This is a genomic window from Parasphingorhabdus litoris DSM 22379, from assembly GCF_020906275.1.
Taxonomy (GTDB): Bacteria; Pseudomonadota; Alphaproteobacteria; order Sphingomonadales; family Sphingomonadaceae; genus Parasphingorhabdus; species Parasphingorhabdus litoris.
This window is the reverse complement of record NZ_CP086727.1, coordinates 2,850,153-2,867,704: the sequence shown is the minus strand read 5'-3', so window position 1 is coordinate 2,867,704 and position 17,552 is coordinate 2,850,153. Positions and strand designations below refer to the sequence as shown.

Genomic DNA, 17,552 nt, shown 5'->3' with positions numbered 1-17,552 from the left:
AAGTGACTGAATTTCTATCTTTTGGTGAGATCATGTTGCGGCTCAAGACGCCGGGTCATGAACGATATTTCCAGTCGCCGGCTTTTGAAGCGACATTTGGCGGCGGCGAAGCCAATGTCGCGGTGGCGCTGAGCAACTATGGTCTGAATTCCGGTTTCATCTCGGCCTTGCCCGACAATGATGTTGGCGCGTCCGCTATTGGCGAGCTGCGCCGTTTTGGCGTTGATACGTCCCATGTCCGCCGGTCTGGTGACCGGGTCGGTATTTATTTCCTCGAGACGGGAGCCAATCAGCGGCCATCCAAGGTCATCTACGACCGCGCCCATAGTGCGATCAGCGAATGCAAACCCGGCGATTTCGACTGGCCGGCAATTTTCAATGGCGCAAAATGGCTCCATATTACCGGTATCACACCCGCGCTCACGCAAAATTCGGCCGACCTCAGCATCGAATGTGTACAAGCCGCCAAAAAGGCCGGCGTCACTGTATCCTGCGATTTCAACTATCGCGGCAAGTTATGGAAATATGGCAAGAGCGCGCCCGAAGTCATGTCCGAACTGGTCAAGCATGTCGATGTCGGCATCGCCAATGAAGAAGATTGCCAAAAGTCGCTCGGCATCAGCGTTGATGTCGATGTGGAAGCGGGCGAACTCGATACGAAGAAATATGAAGCACTGTCGGAAAAAGTGCTGGAACTCTATCCTGACATGTCCACCATCGCGATAACGCTTCGGGAGAGCATGAGCGCTGATCGCAACGGTTGGTCCGCTTGTCTGCGTGAACGTGGCGGTGAATTCAAATTATCCCGGCGCTATGAAATAACCGATATTATAGACCGGGTTGGCGGCGGTGACAGCTTCGCTTCTGCCCTCATCTATGGCCTGAACGCCTATGAGGATCGGCAGCAGTCCCTGGAATTCGCCGTAGCGGGCAGCTGCCTGAAACACTCCATCCTCGGAGACTTTAATCGTGTCAGCGTTGCTGAAGTCGAAAAACTGATGGCAGGTGATGGTTCAGGTCGGGTGCAAAGGTAGGGTAGTATGCTGCAAAGCTGACGATAATAGGATTAGCCAAAATATCTGAATGTCAATCGAGACTATTGTCCGCTTTCGAGATCGAACAGATACTCTCGCTCTAACCTCAACATAAGGTAATCATCAAATGTTTCTCAAAGTCCGCCTTGCGCCCCAATATCGGACGTTCCGATGGTTTCCGCTTTATCCCGAAAGCGGACTCTGGAATTTGCTCTTGCTTGACAGTAGAGATTGGGTTGGAAACGCACGTTCCTTGCTAACGACGATATTCTGGTTTGCCTAATCCAACACAAAAGTGACGCCGACACGGCCACCGGTAGAGCCGCCGACGGTTGAACCTGCAACTGCCGCATTGAAGTAGACCTTCTCGCTCGCCCGCATGATGAATGCGCCCGAAAAACCCTGCTCGCCGCGATAGGTTGCGAGGTTAAACGAGATGGCGAGATTCGCTTCTGCCGGGATCAAGGTTCCGCCCATCGCCATTGCTGTGGCTATACCACCGTTCGCTTGGCGCCGATTGCGGCCAACGGTGTTTTCTAACGCATCGAAGCGCCCGCCAACGTCAAGTGTCAGCCCTTCCAGCGCGGCCAGGCGATTGTTTTGATCCGCATTCAAAGCGTCAATTGCTGAAAGGCGTGAGTCTTGAGCAGCGTTGCTCGTTGTGTTGGCGCTGATCTGGCCCGTATTTGCGCTAATTTGCCCGGAGTTCGTCGCCACTGCTGCATCTACTGTCTGCAGTTGTCCCAGATTGACCGCGTCATTTGTGGCAGTGCCTGCCGCTATGTTCACGATCCTACGTTCTGCACCGGCCGCACCGACCGAGACAGTGTTTTCCTCATTGGCCACAGAACCTGCGCCCAGGGCCACACTGTTGTCAGCAGACGCTTGGCTACTAGCTCCTACAGACGTGCTTTGAAAACCCGTGGCCATGCTCGTGGTACCCAGAGCTGTCGTATTGGCGTTGTTGCTTGCTCCCCCGGAAATAGCGTCAACACCTAAGGCGATGGAGCCTTGCCCAGTCGCTTGGGCACCGACGAGATCTCCGGTTTCGGCATTGGCACCTATCGCTATACTGCTTTCACCTGAAGCACTGCTAAACGCGCCGACAGCTGTACTAAAACCCCCTGATGCGTTGCTATTCGAACCCGTGGCAGTGCTGAACAAGTTTGATGCTCTGCTGAGCGCTCCCGTGGCGGTACTGCCATCTCCATTAGCAGTGCTCGCCGTACCCGTGGCGGTGCTATTGCCCCCTGTCGCTTGGCTAAACGAACCTGTGGCCGTGCTGCTGGTGGCTGTCGCCGCGCTCATTAAGCCTGTGGCTGTGCTCGCTGTACCTGATGCGTTGCTTTGGGAACCTGTCGCTGTGCTCTGTACTCCTGATGCGCTACTCACCACCCCAGTCGCGGTGCTAAAGCTCCCCGTTGCTTGGCTGAATGAACCTGTGGCCGTGCTCGCCCCACTTGATGCGTTGCTTTGTGATCCTGTCGCTGTGCTCCGTGCTCCAGTTGCGTCGCTCGCAAAACCCGTAGCTGTGCTGTTTTCGCCAGTTGCGTCGCTAAGTCCACCCGTTGCAGTGCTTTCTGGACCTGCTGCGCTGCTACTTGCCCCTATTGCTGTGCTGCTGCGTCCAGTGGCCGAGCTACTAACGCCACATTCTGTTGTGCCAAGTAGATCATCGGCATTGCCTGGAATCCCGTCAGGTCCGGCATTTTCATTGCATTCAGGCGTGGCATCAGCCCAAGCTGGTGAAGCGATGAAGATCGCCCCTACACAGGTTGAAATAAGCAAGGTACGGCGCAAAGATAAGGCTTTCATAAAACTTCTCCAGAACTGTTTGGCTTGCGATCAAAATGACTCGTGAGGAGAGGGCACAGTGCTTTTTGCCAAAAGGTTCGTCGCTTGGTCGCACATGGTCCCCGAATATCGATCGCAGGGAAGAGAACTATTGAACCGGCACGTATTACGCATCTACCATCTGGTATAAGACAGGATACGAAGCCTGTGTTATTGCTTGATATTCTTACTATGAAAGTACGATCACTATGGATGATGAGCGCAGTAACCAATCAGCGCTTCTTGATGCAATCTACGGTGCAGCGATCCAGCCGAAAGACTATCTCGCATTCGCCAAGGTATGGGACGAGACCATCCTCAAGTTTGTAGAAGGCGACGACGACGCATCGCATTCTACACATGCTGACGCACTGGAGCTGCGGAAACATTTCAATCGCGCATTTGAAGTTTTTGAAAAATCTCGACTGGGCCAACAAAGATCACTGCAAAGCTATCTGGACGGACAAGCATTTGCAGGTGCGCTTTGTCATGAAAATGGCAAGATTGCTGCCTGCAATGCGGGATTTGAAACGCAGTTCGGGCTGAGGGTTGGCGAAGATATTTCTACCCTCGCTGATCAGGCTCAACCACTTAGCCTTTCAGCAGGGCACGCACAGGGCAAAAACTGGCTTGCTCTTCCGGAGGAAGAAGCCGCGTTTCGCATATATGAAGAGAAAGGGCCCAATTCACTGCTGCTCATCGAAAAATTTGACCCTTCCGTAAACGGATTGGTCGCTGCTCAACCAATGCTGCTCGTCAGATCGAGCAAGATTGAATGGTCCCCAAAAGTCGGAATGTTCTTGAATGAGAAGTTCGGCCTCACCCAATCTGAGGGTGAGATTGCAGAGCAGATCATGCTGGGGCTGCGCAGCGAAGAGATCGCGATTGATCGCAATCGTTCTAAGGGGACGGTGAGACAGCAGATCAAGTCAATAATGGATAAGACCGAGACGAGTACGCAAGCAGCGCTCGTAAACCTAATGGTCAGTCTCCATCATCTGTTTGCTGCCAAACCTATTCCAGATGCAAAGCGTCAAGTGCATCTGCAAACCTCTGACAAAGTGCATATGACCGCCGTCGTCGATGCTCCGCTGTGGGGGTCGATTGACTATGAAGTTTATGGATCGCCTTCAGGCAAACCGGTTGTATTTATTCACTCGCAAATGTCGTCAGCCAAACCCTCGTCGGCCATGATCGATGCGATGGCGGAGGCCGGCCTTCTGGTGCTCGCCCCGCGCAAGCCCGGGCTGGGCGCAACCGCAATGGAGCAGCAAGGCACTGATCCGGTCGGTTTCATTGCCGCATTCATGGAACTTTTAAAAAGAGAAGGCAGCGATCCCGTGGCAATTATTGGTCAGGATATGTCCGGCGTTGCCGCAATCGAATATGCGGCGCAGAATCCCGACTTCGGTGGCTGCATTATCACACTCGATACCGGTATCCCGTTTACTCGGCGCGAACAGTTTGAAGACATGCGTCCCGTCTCCAAACGAATATTCTGGACGGTCTGGGACTGCCCGGAGCTGTTTTATGCTCCCTTTGCGTTTGCCTCGGAAGCGCTTTTTTCTAATGAGACAGCCGAGAAGGCATTTATGCATGATCAGTTCAAAGATATCCCACATGATCACGCACTGATCCAAGACCCAGAATATTATGCACTAGCGCTGGCTGGCATGTCTGATTTTATGAGCACTCCGAAGCGATCAGCAGATGAGCTGGTTCATTGGGTGCAGGACTGGACAGATGCGCTCCATAGTCTCGCTAAGCGGTCCAGAGTGGTGTTTATTGTTTCTGAGGGTCATGATTTCCTGCGATTTTCCGATATCGCCGAATATCTGCACGATATACCCAATTCAGAAGTGCTCCTGCTCAAAAATACGGCCCGGCTGTGCGTGTTTGAGAAGCCCGATGACGTCGCCGCTGCCATTGCAGCTACGCTTTCACCTAAACCACTTCAAATCGGAGCCTCCCCATCATGAAAACTATCTTCGCGCGTGTAGTCGTCTTGTCTCTCATTGTTCCTTTGACGGCCTGCGGTCAGGCTTCTCAATCCGCTGAAACCGGACAATCATCCCTCGCCGATGATGCAGCGATTGCAGCAACGGCTTCTGCCGTTGAAGAGCCAGCGGTTACAGATGTTGAAGAGGATGGTAGCGCCTTGCCATCTGGGGTAAAAGTTGAGAGTTTTAGGCCGCGCATCACGACCGTTTCGCAAGTGGGTCGCGATGAAAAACAGATCGGCTGCGGGCCGCGTGACTACGCACTGGAAGATTTGGAATACACAGCGAAGGGCGCCGAGCGTTCGATTACCGCCATCAAATTTGTGTTGCAATCAAACGGGACAAGCTCCTGCAACCGGCGCGAGGATTTGGTAAACTCTTCCTATGATGCGCCGCCATCAGCTGGCGGCCTGGCTGATACCATTACAATCTTCGCATCCACGCCAAGTCTGGTGGAGCTGCGCGGAGCCAACAACATGCAATCTACATTCGATGCAGCGCAACTGGCTGGTGATGATCTTGCCGCAAATGCGTTGATGCGATGCAGCGCAAATCCTGAAAGCCCCAACGTACCGGAAGGGAAAACCGGATTTCGTTTGATGTGCGGCCCTATCGACATCTCAGAGATCACTGATCTCACAGTGGTTGCCGGTGAAAGCAAGCAAGCGAATTTGAGTATTGATCTGACAGTAATCGAAAACTGATAGGTCGCGAAATAGCGACAATATGGTCTGCTATCTCGATAGATTATCATCACTGGTTATTCTTGCCACTTTTGGGATGTAGGAATGAACCAAGACAGCGCCACCGCAAGGCGTGGAACTTTCTCTCAACATTGCATCTCTATTATATCTGAAGAGAGTCTGGTGCTATAAAAATATAATATAAGCTATTTATATCTGTGATAGCGGTGATCAAATAGAGAGGGTAAAAATTGTTAATAAGTTTATAAAACAGTGAGTTAGATGAATTTTAGCCCGATATATGTAAGGCTTGACGTTTCCTTAAAAATTATTAAATACTAACTTTTATATATGGATAATTTTAGGGAGACTTGCAATGGTGAGGGCTAGATTTTTAGTCGGTACTGCATTGGGGATTTTCGGGTTTAGTTCAGCAGCTTTGGCTCAGGGAACGAATCCTCAGCAACAATCTACAAACCAAACGACTGGAAACCCTGTTTTCGGCGAGATAGTCGTGACGGCGCAAAAGCGAGAAGAAAATGTTCAGGATGTACCGATCAGCATTACGGCGCTTAGCGGCGATACGCTCTCCCAGATAGGTATTCAAGAATCTGAGCAGCTCGGCGAATTTCTACCCGGCTTGGAGATCAGTACGTCGAGCGGAGAGGGCAGTCAGCTTATCCTGTTTCTTCGCGGCGCAGGGCTGAACGATTTCAATACCAATAACTCTGGACCTGTCGCGATTTATTCCGATGAGGTCTATGTCAGTTCGCCAGCGCTCACCGCCTTCCAGTTTTTCGATACCGAGCGCGTCGAAGTTCTTAAAGGCCCGCAAGGCACGCTTTATGGCCGCAACACGACAGGTGGTGCTGTCAAATTTATCACGGCCAAACCGACCGACTATTTTACAGCAAAGGCCTCCGCGAGCTACGCAGAATTCGATACGACCCGCTTTGAGGCGGCTGTTTCCGGCCCCATTATAGATTCAATTCGCGCGCGTGTGGCGATTTCAAAATCCGATTCCGATGGCTATGTCACCAATCTGCTAGATGGGAGCAAAGAGAACGGCGTAGACACGTTTTCCTGGCGAGGCACTATTGATGCCGATGTGGCAGAGAGTTTTACTCTGCGTGCCAACATCCACGGAAACGAAGTTTCCTCTTCTGCGTTTAAGTTCAATCATCTTGGGTCATTGCCAGGCGGCGTCGACGCATTGGGATATAGAGGCCCCGACGATCCGTTTGAAGGAAGCTACAATCGCGGTGGTAATGTCGATTTATCTTCTATTGGCGGTTATCTGGAAGCAAATTTGGAACTTGGTGCTGTAACTATCACCTCTGTGACGGCCTATGATGAGGTAGATCGTTCGCTTCCTGAAGAAACAGATTCATCGCCTCTCGATTTACTGTTTGTAAACTACGATGTCGAAAGTGAGACTTTTACGCAGGAACTCCGCATCAGTGGAGAAGGCGACAATTTCCAGTGGCTTCTCGGTGGATTTTATTTGACTGAGGATCTCAGGCAGAATCAGACAATCGATTTGTTTCGCGAACTTCGTGTTTTGACGGGCGGAGCACCTGATCCAACCGGAGCCGTTGCAGGTGCGCCGGTGCTATTTGCCCGGTCACTTAACAGTCAAGACCTGGAAACATTCGCGATCTTTGGTCAGGCAAGCTATGAAATTTTGCCGGATCTAACCCTGACCGGCGGTCTTCGTTATACTAATGAGAAGAAAACATTTTCTGCATTGGGCCAACTGGAAGATCCGGCATTTTTCCCGCAGCCCGTCCCGGTTTATCAAGCAACAGATCTCGAGAATAAAGACGATGCAATTTCATGGCGTGTGGCCTTAGATTATCAGGCTACGCCTGACGTCCTGCTTTACGGTAGTGTTGCGAAAGGCTTCAAGAGTGGTGGCTTTAACGGGGGATTCCTCTCCCTTGATCCGGTCGAGTCTGCGATTCAACTGCAGCCTTATGAACCGGAATTTCTGACGGCTTATGAGGTGGGTATCAAATCGGACTGGCTCGACGGAGCACTTCGTGTGAATGCTGCCCTTTTCTTCAATGATTTCTCCGATCTGCAGGTTTTCACCCTAGTGAACACAAATGCGCTGCCGCTTCAGGTGCTGGATAATGCGGGCGGGGCGGAAGTATTTGGATTCGAGCTTGATACGACAATCTTTCCTACCGATGGCCTGTTGTTCAACATCAGTGCAGCCTATCTCGATAGCGAACTCTCCCAGCTAACCAACGCCGTAGGAACGAGCTTCGATGGGAACCGCATCGCTAACACCCCGGAATTCTCGGTGAGTGCGCTGGCACGATATGATTTTGATATCACAGACACTATCGGTGCTTTTGTCCAAGGCTCAATCGCTATGAAGAGCGATATTTTCTTTTCAACAGAGAATGATCCAATTGTGAGCCAAGACGGCTATGCCTTGGTCAATGCCCGTGCCGGTGTCAGTTTCGCAGAGGGCAAGTACAAGCTGTCCGTATTTGGAACAAATCTGACCGATAAGGCGTATCTTACCAATGTGACTGACTTAACCGATTTCGGTTTTTACAGCCGTTATTTTGGTCAACCCCGCCAGATTGGGGTTGAACTGGCTGTTGAGTATTAAGCGGATCCCCTAGGCTCCAGTGCTTATGGAGTCTTTGGCCTCGGCAGCGCAAAAGTTCTGTCGGGGCCAATTCCATTTTAGCTCTACAGAATTGTTTTTGATCCATAAGTGTCAGTCGAAGAGTATTCATCCGTTAGGTTATTGGCTCGGCTTGTTGGAGCGAAGCCGATCAACGACCATCCAGACCAGAAGAATTCCACACAGGCAGGCACATATGATGCTTAGCCACGCAACGTCAGAGGCAACGCCTTCGCCTGCTACGGCACCGGCCGTGATCGGTGCTACTGCGCCTGCCATCAACTGTAAGAACGGAACGATGAGCGCTACTCGTCCGGTTGGGTCAACGTCCAGAGCAATTTTGGTTTGGAACGGCAAAATGAACATCCATGCAAAACTGAAAATAAAGGCCGCCAACATGAAGAAGCTGGTAGGAAATTGCGACACCATTAGCAGGTAGACAGACACAGCAAGGATAAGCGCCGTCAGAAGCAGAAGCGTTGCCGCAGCAGGGAGTCGAGGTGCCAAAAAACCTGCCAACGCTGCGCCAGCTAATTGTACGACCAGAGAAACGGAAATGATGAGCTGTACCTCCTGCGCTTCAAGACCAGCGATCCTGCCAATGGGTTCGATAAAAGCCCAAATTGCGACAGTCATTATCATCTGTATAAAAATGATCGCACCGGTAATCATCACTGCCGGTGACAAATCAAGCTTATGGCTTGCATCTTTACTTGGGAGCGGCTTGAGACTAGACGGAAGAAGCTGGCTCAAAAGCGCAGATATGCTGATCACCATAGCTATAGCGATATAGCACCCCCTCCACCCCAAAGCCGGCATGAAGAATAGTGCAATCGATAGTACAACCAGTGCCTGACAAGTGGTGTAGCCAGCCATGAAATAGCCTGCAAGCCGCTCGGGTCGTTGGGTTCTTACAAGCACAGAGGTTACTACCCAAAGCAAAGCTCCGCCTGCCAATCCGGCAAGAGCCCTAGATACAGCCAGCAAAGCATAACTGTCGATCACGGCGCTTGCGAAATTGGTTAAACAGAGGCCAAGGGAGCATAGCAGTCCAACTTTACGCAATGCCGTCGGCGGTAAGAAGATCGTAGCGACGATAACTCCCACCGAAAGGGTGAAAGCCTCAATTGTTGCCAATTGGCCGGCACCTCTTAAGTCAACAATGTCAGCTTCTATAAGGGCACCCAAAGCCACCGGCTGAACGCCCGTTATCAAAAGAGCGCTGCAGCCAAGTGCAAAGGTTGCCCAGACTTGGCTGGACGAAAAACGGGAAACGCGCTCATCTTGTGACAGCGTCAATTGGCTATCGCCATTCAATGTCGATGATTCCCATGGATTAAACCGGGTTAAAGCGCGACTTCAGGCATCGGTATGGATGGTAGCTTCTTTGCAACGGCATGACAGCCGTCAATCGTGCGGTCGATATCATCTTCCGACATGGCGGGTGTGATGAACATATTGTGGAAGGGATGGAAGAAGACACCATGATCCAGCAGCCCATCACAAAATGCGACGCATGCGGGCATATTGCGGTTCCCATCGTCATCGTTGATCATAATCAGCGGCATTTGCGAAGGGCCGGTCTGATCAATGATGATGCCTGTCTCTTTCGAAACCTGCTCTAAACCGTCCCGCAGGCGGTCACCCAGCATTATGGTGCGTTCGATATAATCCGTCGTCCGGATCAGTTCGAGAGTTTTCAAACCAGCCGCCATGGCCGCCGCTCCGAACCAGAAGGAGCCGGTCACGAATATCTTGCCTGCAGCCTCGCGAGCACGATCACTGCCCATCAGGCAAGATAGCGGATGTCCGTTGGCCAATGTCTTGCCCCATGAAGACAGGTCTGGACGCACGCCAATTTTTTCCCAGCTACAATCGCGATCAAGCCGGAAGCCTGCCCGAACGTCATCCAGAATAAGCAGTGCATCTTTCTCATCACAAAGCTGGCGTGCCGTTCGCGCATATTCTTCATCGGGCAATTGTTGCGGGTGAATTACTTCATGCTTGAAGGGTGTTGCAAAAACGCCTGCAAGATCATCTCCCGCCTCCTCAACGGCGCGCCTCAGACTCTGTGCATTGTTATATTCATAATAAATATGATGCGCGTGATCCTCGGTCACAGTCCCTTCGGGCATGGGTGTGCACCATTTGGTCGCACCATGATAAGCACCCGTGGCGATCAGAATCTTGCGCTTCTCTCGATAAGCCCGCGCAGTCATCAACGCCATTGTGGTGGCATCAGTCCCATTTTTGCAGAACATTGTCCAATCGCAATGCGAAACCTGATCAGCATAAGCTTCAGCCAGTTCGACCATTCGCACAGAGGGGCCAGTAGCGGTGTCAATTTCACGCAATTGCTCAATATAGGCTGCATCGATTTCATCATGGCCATATCCAAACAGATTTGGGCCAAATGCGCAGAGATAGTCTATATATTGGTTGTCATCATAGTCCCAAAGATAAGCACCCTTTGCGCGCTTGTAATATTGCGGTGTACGAGGAGACTGCATTTTTACCGACAAGTGGCCGTATAAACCATTGGGTATGACCTCCAGAGCTCGAGCTTTTAAACGACCATCTTCATTTTGCACCATGGCAGACTCTCTCTTATAATTAATGTTAGTAAATACTAATAATTTGATCCTTGCGCTTTGTCAACAGAATGCTAGTCCCAGCTAACCGGGGCAGATTGAGTAAAATATTTCCTATCTGGGTTTGCTCTTTATGATCAAAGCAAGAATGTAAGAAAGTCGGATGGCAACTGAGATAGACAGAAAAAATATCAAGGGAGTGACGTGGCCCAAACAGAATCGCAGCGTCCATACGTTTGAGAAACTTTTGGAGTCTGCTCAAACAATCTTGCAGCGCTCGGGTCTTGAAGCCCTCAATTCGAATGCAATTGCGGATGATGCAGGCGTAACAGCACCAGTTTTTTATCGCTATTTTGAAGATAAATATGCACTGCTTGCTGTGCTGGGGCATCGGCTCACTGACGCACAAAATGAGTTATATGAGGCCGCTGCAAGGCTCACGGCTTCTCAAGACATGAGATCGAGGGACCAGTTCGAGAAGGCCTCCTTCAAACTGCTATCGGACACATATAAATTGACCGCTGCTTTTACGGGCTCTCACGCGTTGCTTATTTCTTTGCGCGCGCTGCCAGAACTCTCCGATATCAGGCTGACTGGTAATGATGAGATGGCGAAAGTCGGTGGCAACAGTCTTCGCAAGATGCGCCCCAATCTGTCCATGAAAGATGCAACAGAAAGGGCCAGAGTTTCCATTGAACTAGGCTACAGCGTTATCGAGATGCTTCTTGAAGTCCCAAGCATGTCGCGCAAACGCGTTCTTGAAAGAACAAATAAGGCCGTCATGGCCGTCTTCTTTGATGGTTAAGTTCGTATCCAAGATATTAGAGTGGTCGCCTTCGTATCAGCACTTACTGGTTATCAACCTTTTGTTCAAACCGTGCTCTTTATGTTCTGTTGTTCTTCACAATATGGATCGACGACTTATTGTCGAAGACGAAATTCTCTGTGGCTGGTGATGGTAAAAAGGCCTCGACTATCGCCTGTTTCGTGCCGTTTTTGTGCTATATAGATGCTGCTGACCCTGGCAGGATAGCATCCCCAAAACACAGCCCGTGATGTGAGCTCGAATTCCATTTTATCTTCAGTGTGTAGAGTTTCGATATTTAGCGGACCATCAACAGAATTTCGGGTGTTTGAAGGGACGTCGTTGAAAAAAAGTGGAAGATTGACCGGGTTTTTCCTGCAAATTTGAGAGAAACAGGGAATGGCCCGCCTGAGACCCGTTCGCTGCACACTGCACCGCGCACCACTTTTTTTCTTGGAATTCAGTGTCTCCAAGTTTCTTCGAAAAACACCAATATTATACGTATATTGGGGCAGGTTAGCTCATATAGATTGTGGTTTCACTCAACCGGAGACCATTTGTCCGCGGCGATATGGGGCTGAAATGGCCAATGATCTCGATGGCCCGAAACGCTGGCACCAGATGCACTTCTGGAAATCGGTGGTTTTAGGGGTCTATTTGAACCCAAGCATAGCGAGTTGGGCAGTCCAGCAAAGAGGCAGGCTTCCAATCCGCAAGATCTTCCGGCCGGTCAAATCAACTGGCTGAGTTCCATCGATAATGGATGAGATGATATCCGGAGCCAGATAACTAAGACGGGTGAGTTGTTGCAGATGCCGTTTGCTGTACTCGGATAGCATGGGTGAAGGGATGCCTCCAACCATTTGGTCTTGTGCTGCGAAAGCGTGAGCAATCAATCGAAGCAAAACGGGATCGGGATCGCGTTTTACCAATCCTTCGCCGGCAGCGATAACCAGTTTCAGATCGCGTCCTTTGCTAACGAGCTTCGCATTGATTGAGATAGCAACTGTTTGATCCTGGTCCGGAGGTGTAAATTCAATACCGATTGAGCTTTCATTAACAGATACACTGGCATTAAAATCGATCAACATTTGGTATTGCTCGGAAATGCTCATGTCGGGCAAAGAGTCAGCGATGGCTTCATGTTTTTCTATAGTTTGTGACAGAATCTCAGCGGTTTCCTGTGCATCAGATTCCGCAGAGTTGAGTTTCATGGATATTGCACTAATCACCAGTCGTTCGATCTCTCCAGCGGGCATTCGCCATTTGTCTGATTTGTCTCCAGGCGGAGTGCGTGTGACGTAGTAGCGGAAACGCTTCGAACCCTTTTTCGCATGCGTAGGTGTCATTGGTTTACCATCTGGATCGGTTATCATGCCGGTCAGTAAACTAGGATTGCGACTCTTCTTTCCCAACGCATTGTCACGCCTGTTTTCAGCAAAAACAGATTGGACCAAATCGAAAACCTTGTGTGAGATGATCGGGCTGTGCTCTCCATCGTAGATTTTGTCTTTATGCCGAACTTTTCCCACATAGATCGGGTTTTGGAGCAGATGCGTCAGAGTACCAGTTTTGAAATGGATGCCGCCAACTGCGCGCCCGCTCTTCCAAGTTCGAGTTCTGGTTTTGATATCTTTGACAGCGAGTTCATCGACAAGCTGCGGGACTGACTTCAGTTCAACATAACGCTGAAACATGTGCCGGACAGTCTCTGCTTCTGCTTCGTTGACGACCAACTGGCGCTCTTCCACCTTATATCCGTATGGGACACCGCCGCCCATCCACATGCCCTTCTTTTTGGATGCCGCTACTTTGTCGCGGATGCGTTCACCGGTTACCTCGCGTTCAAACTGGGCAAAAGAAAGCAGGACATTAAGGATCAGTCTTCCCATGCTGTTTGTTGTGTTGAAGCTTTGAGTGACACTGACGAACGATGCTTCATTCTCATCCAGTATTTCTACAATCTTGGCAAAGTCGGCGAGGCTCCGGGTTAGACGATCAACCTTGTACACTACAATGATGTCGACCTTGCCGGCTGTCACATCATCTAGCAGTTGTACAAGGGCAGGACGCTTCATGTTCCCACCGGACCAACCACCATCGTCATATAGCTCGTGGACTGCATCCCAACCTTCACTAGCCTGGCTTAAGATATAGGCAGCGCACGCTTCTCGCTGCGCATCCAGACTGTTAAAATCCTGTTCCAGACCATCTTCTGTGGATTTGCGAGTGTAGATGGCACACCGCTTCCGTTTTGCTCGCTCAACCATTGGCGAACGCCTTTGGTTTATATTCGCTTCGGTTCTTCAATCCGAAGAAACGAGGACCGGACCAATGGGCACCAGTTATCTCGCGGGCGATATTACTGAGGCTCGCATAATGACGGCCGTCAAACTCAAAGCCATCATCGCAAACAAGCACGTGATAGCTCTTACCGTTCCACGATCTTATAAGTCTTGTCCCAGTCTTGAGTGATATCGCATGCATGTGACCAGCTTTGCCGGTTCGCTCGACGCGCTTGCGAAGGCGCTCGATCTCGCGTTTGGTAGCTCCAGTCAGGCTACCATGAACACGTTCCTGCAAGCGATTGGCGATACCGCGCCGAAGCAGGTCCGGTCCGACATCGGGAGCTGGAGTTTTGAATGTATCTCGCCAGACCGATCGCAACTGGGTAGGCGGCATTACCATGAGATCCGCCAAACGTTTATCCGGCGTGGTCATGCTGCACCTTTTGGCTCTTTATCGCTTGGATTTTGTGTGATGCGATAGGCGGTGCCGTCATCACCGCGTTGTTCACGTGCGAGCGCATAGCCTTTCTTTCGCAGGCCGGTTAGAAATGCGCGAGCGCTATGTTGCTGCCAGTTTGTTGCTTTGCATATCTCATCGAGAGTAGCGCCTATAGTTCGCGATAGTTGCGCGATGACTTTTGCGGACTTGGTTTGTGGTTTGGTTTTTGATGACATCGAGGGTCTCCAGTTTGGCGCTGGTACTTCCAACGCTTCCACTGACCGGAGCCACGGATCGCTTTTAAGAGCGGGCGGCCTGTCGCAAATGATTTTTGCGACACCAACAACAATGCTCGAACAAGCTCCTAAGTCCAGTCGTTTATTCTGATAATTTGAAAAGCTGCATGTGGACTTCCGTAAAAAGTCGAGCATGGGTAAGGGCATGGCTGATGACGACGAAATTAACTCGATCAAAGTGCGAGCCGGTCTATTTGCGTTGATCACCGCAAGATTTGAAGATGCCAATGAAATCGCAGTTAAGGGGCAAGCCGCTAACCTCGGTAATCCTGATGTCAGCGGCTTGGTCATTGAACTGCGTTCGCTGCTCGACGAGATCAATGTTCAACTAGATGCAATTGAATTGATGAATGGTCGTTAGCGTCGGCTATTGGGCCGCAAGCGGAAAGTCTGCTTTTGGCTAGGATGCTGTTTAACGCAGTAAATCGATTGCCACCCAGGATCAAGGATCGAAATCTGCCTGGCAGGAATACACATACTGCCAAGCGTTCCGGAGTGCGATCTCGTTTACGCCAGCGCTATAAAGATTCAATTGCACCTGTTTTAGGAGGATTTGTTGAAAGTCTAGGCTGCGCTTGAGCCAAACTCCCTTTCGATCATGGTTGAAAAGGTTTCAAACACGCTCTCGGTCGCTCTTTCGGGCATGCCGACCAATTCGCGCTCAACAAATGACGCCGAGAACGAAATGAGGCTGATCATCCGAAAGAGCTTTTCTAGGTCGGCATCTTGCTTGATTGTTCCTGAGTGCTGGAGGTCTATCAAACGCTCTTGAAAATTATCATCCTGACCATAGCGCAAGGATGAAAGAGCCTTGCCACGCAGTTCGTCATTAGTAGCTATCTCACCCACACAAAGACGCATGAAGTCTCGCAATTTTTTGTCTTCGCGATAACGAAACTTGAGATAGGCCAGCACTTCATCAGCCAATGCGGGGTACGGCGGATAGGTTAGCTTTCCTGACTGTTTCTCTACGATAACGCCTTCGACAAGCGCAAGAAAAAGACCCTCTTTCCCGCCAAAGTAACGATTGATCAGAGATACATTCGCGCGAGCTGATCGGGCTATTTCAGCGACCGATGCACCGTGATAACCTCGTTTGGAGAAGACTTTCATCGCTGCCTTCAAAAGGCGATCTTCGGTGTTCTCGCGGTTCCGCCCAAGCGAGTCGGTTGAATCATTTTGGGCAAAGTTTTTCGTCATCTTCCTTCAGTTGTAATTGATCATTTACATTAGCACAAACATATCTCATTATGTAAGCATTCGTTTACATGGAGATTGCTGGAAAAATGGCCAACTTGGACTACGCAAACAGTAAAGCGCTAATTGAACCTGAAGAGCTTCAAGCAAAGCTTGGAAATGAGAATCTCGCGATAGTTGAAATGGATGCAGACGACACGGAGTATCAACAAACTCATATCCCCGGATCCATCTTCTGGAATGTACAAGAAATTCTCGATGAAGATTCTGTGAACCTTACAGACTTAGCTAAAATACAAAGATTGCTGGAACGGTCAGGCCTAACACCCGACACAGAAATAGTTGTTGCTCACAATTCTCATCGCGGCACATCAGGATGGGTTTACTGGTTCTTCGCTCGACTTGGCCATCACAAGATTCGGGTTCTGAACGGTGGGAAAGAGAGGTGGCTTTTGGAAAAGCGCCCCCTGACACCAGACGCGACAATCATTGGGCAAGGAGATTATCCTGTTGCACAAGTCAGCAAAGCCTTTAGCTGCAGTTTATCGGAAGTTTCGGACGCACTTCTTGACGATGATACGACTCTGCTTGATGTCAGGACAAAAGCTGAGTTCGATGGCTCGGTCTATCTCAACGCACCACCGAAAGAAGGTGAGCGGGCAGGACATATTCCCGGAGCGATCCATCTTCATTGCGATGATGTGCACAAGGAGGATGGCTCATTTCTTTCACGGGCAGATATTCTCGACCTCTTGAAAACGATCGACATCGACGGGGCCAAGCAAGTGTTTCCGTATTGCGCGATAGGCGCTCGATCTGCGCATATGTGGTTTGTCCTCACACAATTGCTCGGATGGGATCGAGTGCGAAACTTTGATGGGTCCTGGCGCGAATGGAGCTCAAACCCTGAAAGCCCTGTCAAATGAGCAGTGAGATTGAAATATCAAAGCATCAGGAGCTAACGCCTTTCTTCAGAGCGAGCGCTCGCTTCGAGGGTGTAACTCTTATACTCTTAATGTGCGTTGCAGTGCCGCTGAAGAACCTGACATCGCTCCCTAACCTGACAGGTGTCGTCGGTCCCTTTCACGGTTTGGCTTTTCTCTTGTTTCTCTATGCCGTTGTCGAAAGCTGGGCTGCGGGAGATCTACCTCTACGTTGGGTTCTTGCTGCTCTGTCAGCATGTCTCCTGCCTGGGGGAACCTTCGCACTTCTTCACTTCTACAACCGTCGCAGGACCCGACAGCAGTTTGAAGAGAGACAGAATGTATGAGCTAGTTCGGATAGGCCATTTTATTTGCCTCATCGTCTGGATAGGCGGTCTGTTTGCAGCCACCTCAATCACTTCGAGCCGCGTGTCCAAAGAACACGGTGATCATACGCCGCTCCTTTGGGCTTCGAGGCGCGCGGTTGTTTGGATTGTAACACCTGCAATGATTGGAACCATCGCATTTGGATTGGTCTTGGCTCAAATTACCAACCAGTTCAGCCAAGGCTGGCTTCTTTTAAAACTATGTTTAGTATTGTTCTTGGTTGGTATGAACGGCGTCGTTGCAGGAACCATGCGGCGTGCGGTGTTTGGAGAATTGGTGAAAGCTAAATCTCTTTTCTTTTCTCAAGTGATCATCTTGATTTTCGCAACTCTCGTGGTTGCCATAGCAGTTACCAGGCCATCCTTCACATGAATCCCTGAAGACTGTGATACGGTCGAGTTAAAGCGCCACCAAGTGACTATGTAAGGGACA

General features: G+C 50.3%; 16 protein-coding genes. 9 read left to right on the top strand and 7 right to left on the bottom strand.

What is annotated here, in order from left to right:
- Positions 1-2 precede the first annotated feature (2 nt).
- Complete coding sequence (locus BS29_RS13920; protein WP_229954241.1) at positions 3-1,034, top strand: sugar kinase; 1,032 nt, start codon at positions 3-5, stop codon at positions 1,032-1,034.
- A 279-nt stretch (positions 1,035-1,313) separates the two neighbouring features.
- Here the strand turns inward: BS29_RS13920 and BS29_RS13915 are convergent, their stop codons facing one another.
- Positions 1,314-2,849: a YadA family autotransporter adhesin gene (locus BS29_RS13915; RefSeq protein WP_229954240.1), complete on the bottom strand. Its 1,536-nt coding sequence runs from the start codon at positions 2,847-2,849 to the stop codon at positions 1,314-1,316.
- A 227-nt stretch (positions 2,850-3,076) separates the two neighbouring features.
- Between BS29_RS13915 and BS29_RS13910 the strand changes: the two genes are divergently transcribed.
- The 3 genes from BS29_RS13910 (at position 3,077) to BS29_RS13900 (ending at position 8,176) form a co-directional block, all read left to right on the top strand.
- The gene (locus BS29_RS13910) at positions 3,077-4,846 is read left to right on the top strand and encodes an alpha/beta fold hydrolase (protein WP_229954239.1); all 1,770 of its coding nucleotides are present in this window, start codon (positions 3,077-3,079) and stop codon (positions 4,844-4,846) included.
- The gene (locus tag BS29_RS13905; RefSeq protein ID WP_229954238.1) at positions 4,843-5,571 is read left to right on the top strand and encodes a hypothetical protein; all 729 of its coding nucleotides are present in this window, start codon (positions 4,843-4,845) and stop codon (positions 5,569-5,571) included. Before BS29_RS13910 ends, BS29_RS13905 begins: the two co-directional genes overlap by 4 nt.
- A gap of 493 nt (positions 5,572-6,064) precedes the next feature.
- Complete coding sequence (locus BS29_RS13900; protein ID WP_229954237.1) at positions 6,065-8,176, top strand: TonB-dependent receptor; 2,112 nt, start codon at positions 6,065-6,067, stop codon at positions 8,174-8,176.
- Positions 8,177-8,314: 138 nt separating this feature from the next.
- On the opposite strand, the gene BS29_RS13895 is transcribed toward BS29_RS13900, so the two are convergent.
- Together BS29_RS13895 and BS29_RS13890 are read right to left on the bottom strand one after the other, a co-directional pair.
- The gene (locus BS29_RS13895) at positions 8,315-9,493 is read right to left on the bottom strand and encodes an MFS transporter (RefSeq protein WP_229954236.1); all 1,179 of its coding nucleotides are present in this window, start codon (positions 9,491-9,493) and stop codon (positions 8,315-8,317) included.
- A 47-nt stretch (positions 9,494-9,540) separates the two neighbouring features.
- The gene (locus BS29_RS13890) at positions 9,541-10,788 is read right to left on the bottom strand and encodes an aminotransferase class III-fold pyridoxal phosphate-dependent enzyme (protein ID WP_229954235.1); all 1,248 of its coding nucleotides are present in this window, start codon (positions 10,786-10,788) and stop codon (positions 9,541-9,543) included.
- Between the two features lie 160 nt (positions 10,789-10,948).
- On the opposite strand from BS29_RS13890, the gene BS29_RS13885 reads away from it, so the two are divergent.
- Positions 10,949-11,590 (top strand): TetR/AcrR family transcriptional regulator, encoded by a 642-nt coding sequence (locus BS29_RS13885; RefSeq protein WP_229954234.1) that lies wholly within the window; start codon positions 10,949-10,951, stop codon positions 11,588-11,590.
- 653 nt (positions 11,591-12,243) lie between these two features.
- On the opposite strand, the gene BS29_RS13880 is transcribed toward BS29_RS13885, so the two are convergent.
- Genes BS29_RS13880 through BS29_RS13870 form a run of 3 tightly spaced genes read right to left on the bottom strand, consistent with a single transcriptional unit; the run spans position 12,244 to position 14,553 of the window.
- Complete coding sequence (locus tag BS29_RS13880; RefSeq protein ID WP_229954233.1) at positions 12,244-13,860, bottom strand: recombinase family protein; 1,617 nt, start codon at positions 13,858-13,860, stop codon at positions 12,244-12,246.
- Positions 13,853-14,311 (bottom strand): DUF2924 domain-containing protein, encoded by a 459-nt coding sequence (locus tag BS29_RS13875; RefSeq protein WP_229954232.1) that lies wholly within the window; start codon positions 14,309-14,311, stop codon positions 13,853-13,855. The genes BS29_RS13880 and BS29_RS13875 overlap by 8 nt, the downstream gene beginning before the upstream one ends.
- A complete protein-coding gene (locus BS29_RS13870; RefSeq protein ID WP_229954231.1) occupies positions 14,308-14,553 on the bottom strand; it encodes a DUF3489 domain-containing protein in 246 nt (81 codons plus the stop codon). Before BS29_RS13870 ends, BS29_RS13875 begins: the two co-directional genes overlap by 4 nt.
- Before the next feature lie 169 nt (positions 14,554-14,722).
- Here BS29_RS13870 and BS29_RS13865 point away from each other — a divergent pair, with 169 nt between their 5' ends.
- On the top strand, positions 14,723-14,974 hold the full coding sequence (locus tag BS29_RS13865) for a hypothetical protein (protein WP_229954230.1): 252 nt from the start codon (positions 14,723-14,725) through the stop codon (positions 14,972-14,974).
- A gap of 203 nt (positions 14,975-15,177) precedes the next feature.
- Here the strand turns inward: BS29_RS13865 and BS29_RS13860 are convergent, their stop codons facing one another.
- Positions 15,178-15,813: a TetR/AcrR family transcriptional regulator gene (locus tag BS29_RS13860; RefSeq protein ID WP_229954229.1), complete on the bottom strand. Its 636-nt coding sequence runs from the start codon at positions 15,811-15,813 to the stop codon at positions 15,178-15,180.
- 95 nt (positions 15,814-15,908) lie between these two features.
- Between BS29_RS13860 and BS29_RS13855 the strand changes: the two genes are divergently transcribed.
- The 3 genes from BS29_RS13855 to BS29_RS13850 are packed head-to-tail and all read left to right on the top strand — an operon-like array spanning position 15,909 to position 17,492.
- On the top strand, positions 15,909-16,736 hold the full coding sequence (locus BS29_RS13855) for a sulfurtransferase (protein ID WP_229954228.1): 828 nt from the start codon (positions 15,909-15,911) through the stop codon (positions 16,734-16,736).
- Positions 16,733-17,080, top strand: coding sequence for a DUF3817 domain-containing protein (locus BS29_RS17610; RefSeq protein WP_407673709.1), 348 nt, complete (start codon positions 16,733-16,735; stop codon positions 17,078-17,080). The genes BS29_RS13855 and BS29_RS17610 overlap by 4 nt, the downstream gene beginning before the upstream one ends.
- Entirely contained in the window at positions 17,073-17,492 is a 420-nt protein-coding gene (locus BS29_RS13850; RefSeq protein WP_229954227.1) for a CopD family protein, read from the top strand. The genes BS29_RS17610 and BS29_RS13850 overlap by 8 nt, the downstream gene beginning before the upstream one ends.
- Positions 17,493-17,552 lie beyond the last annotated feature (60 nt).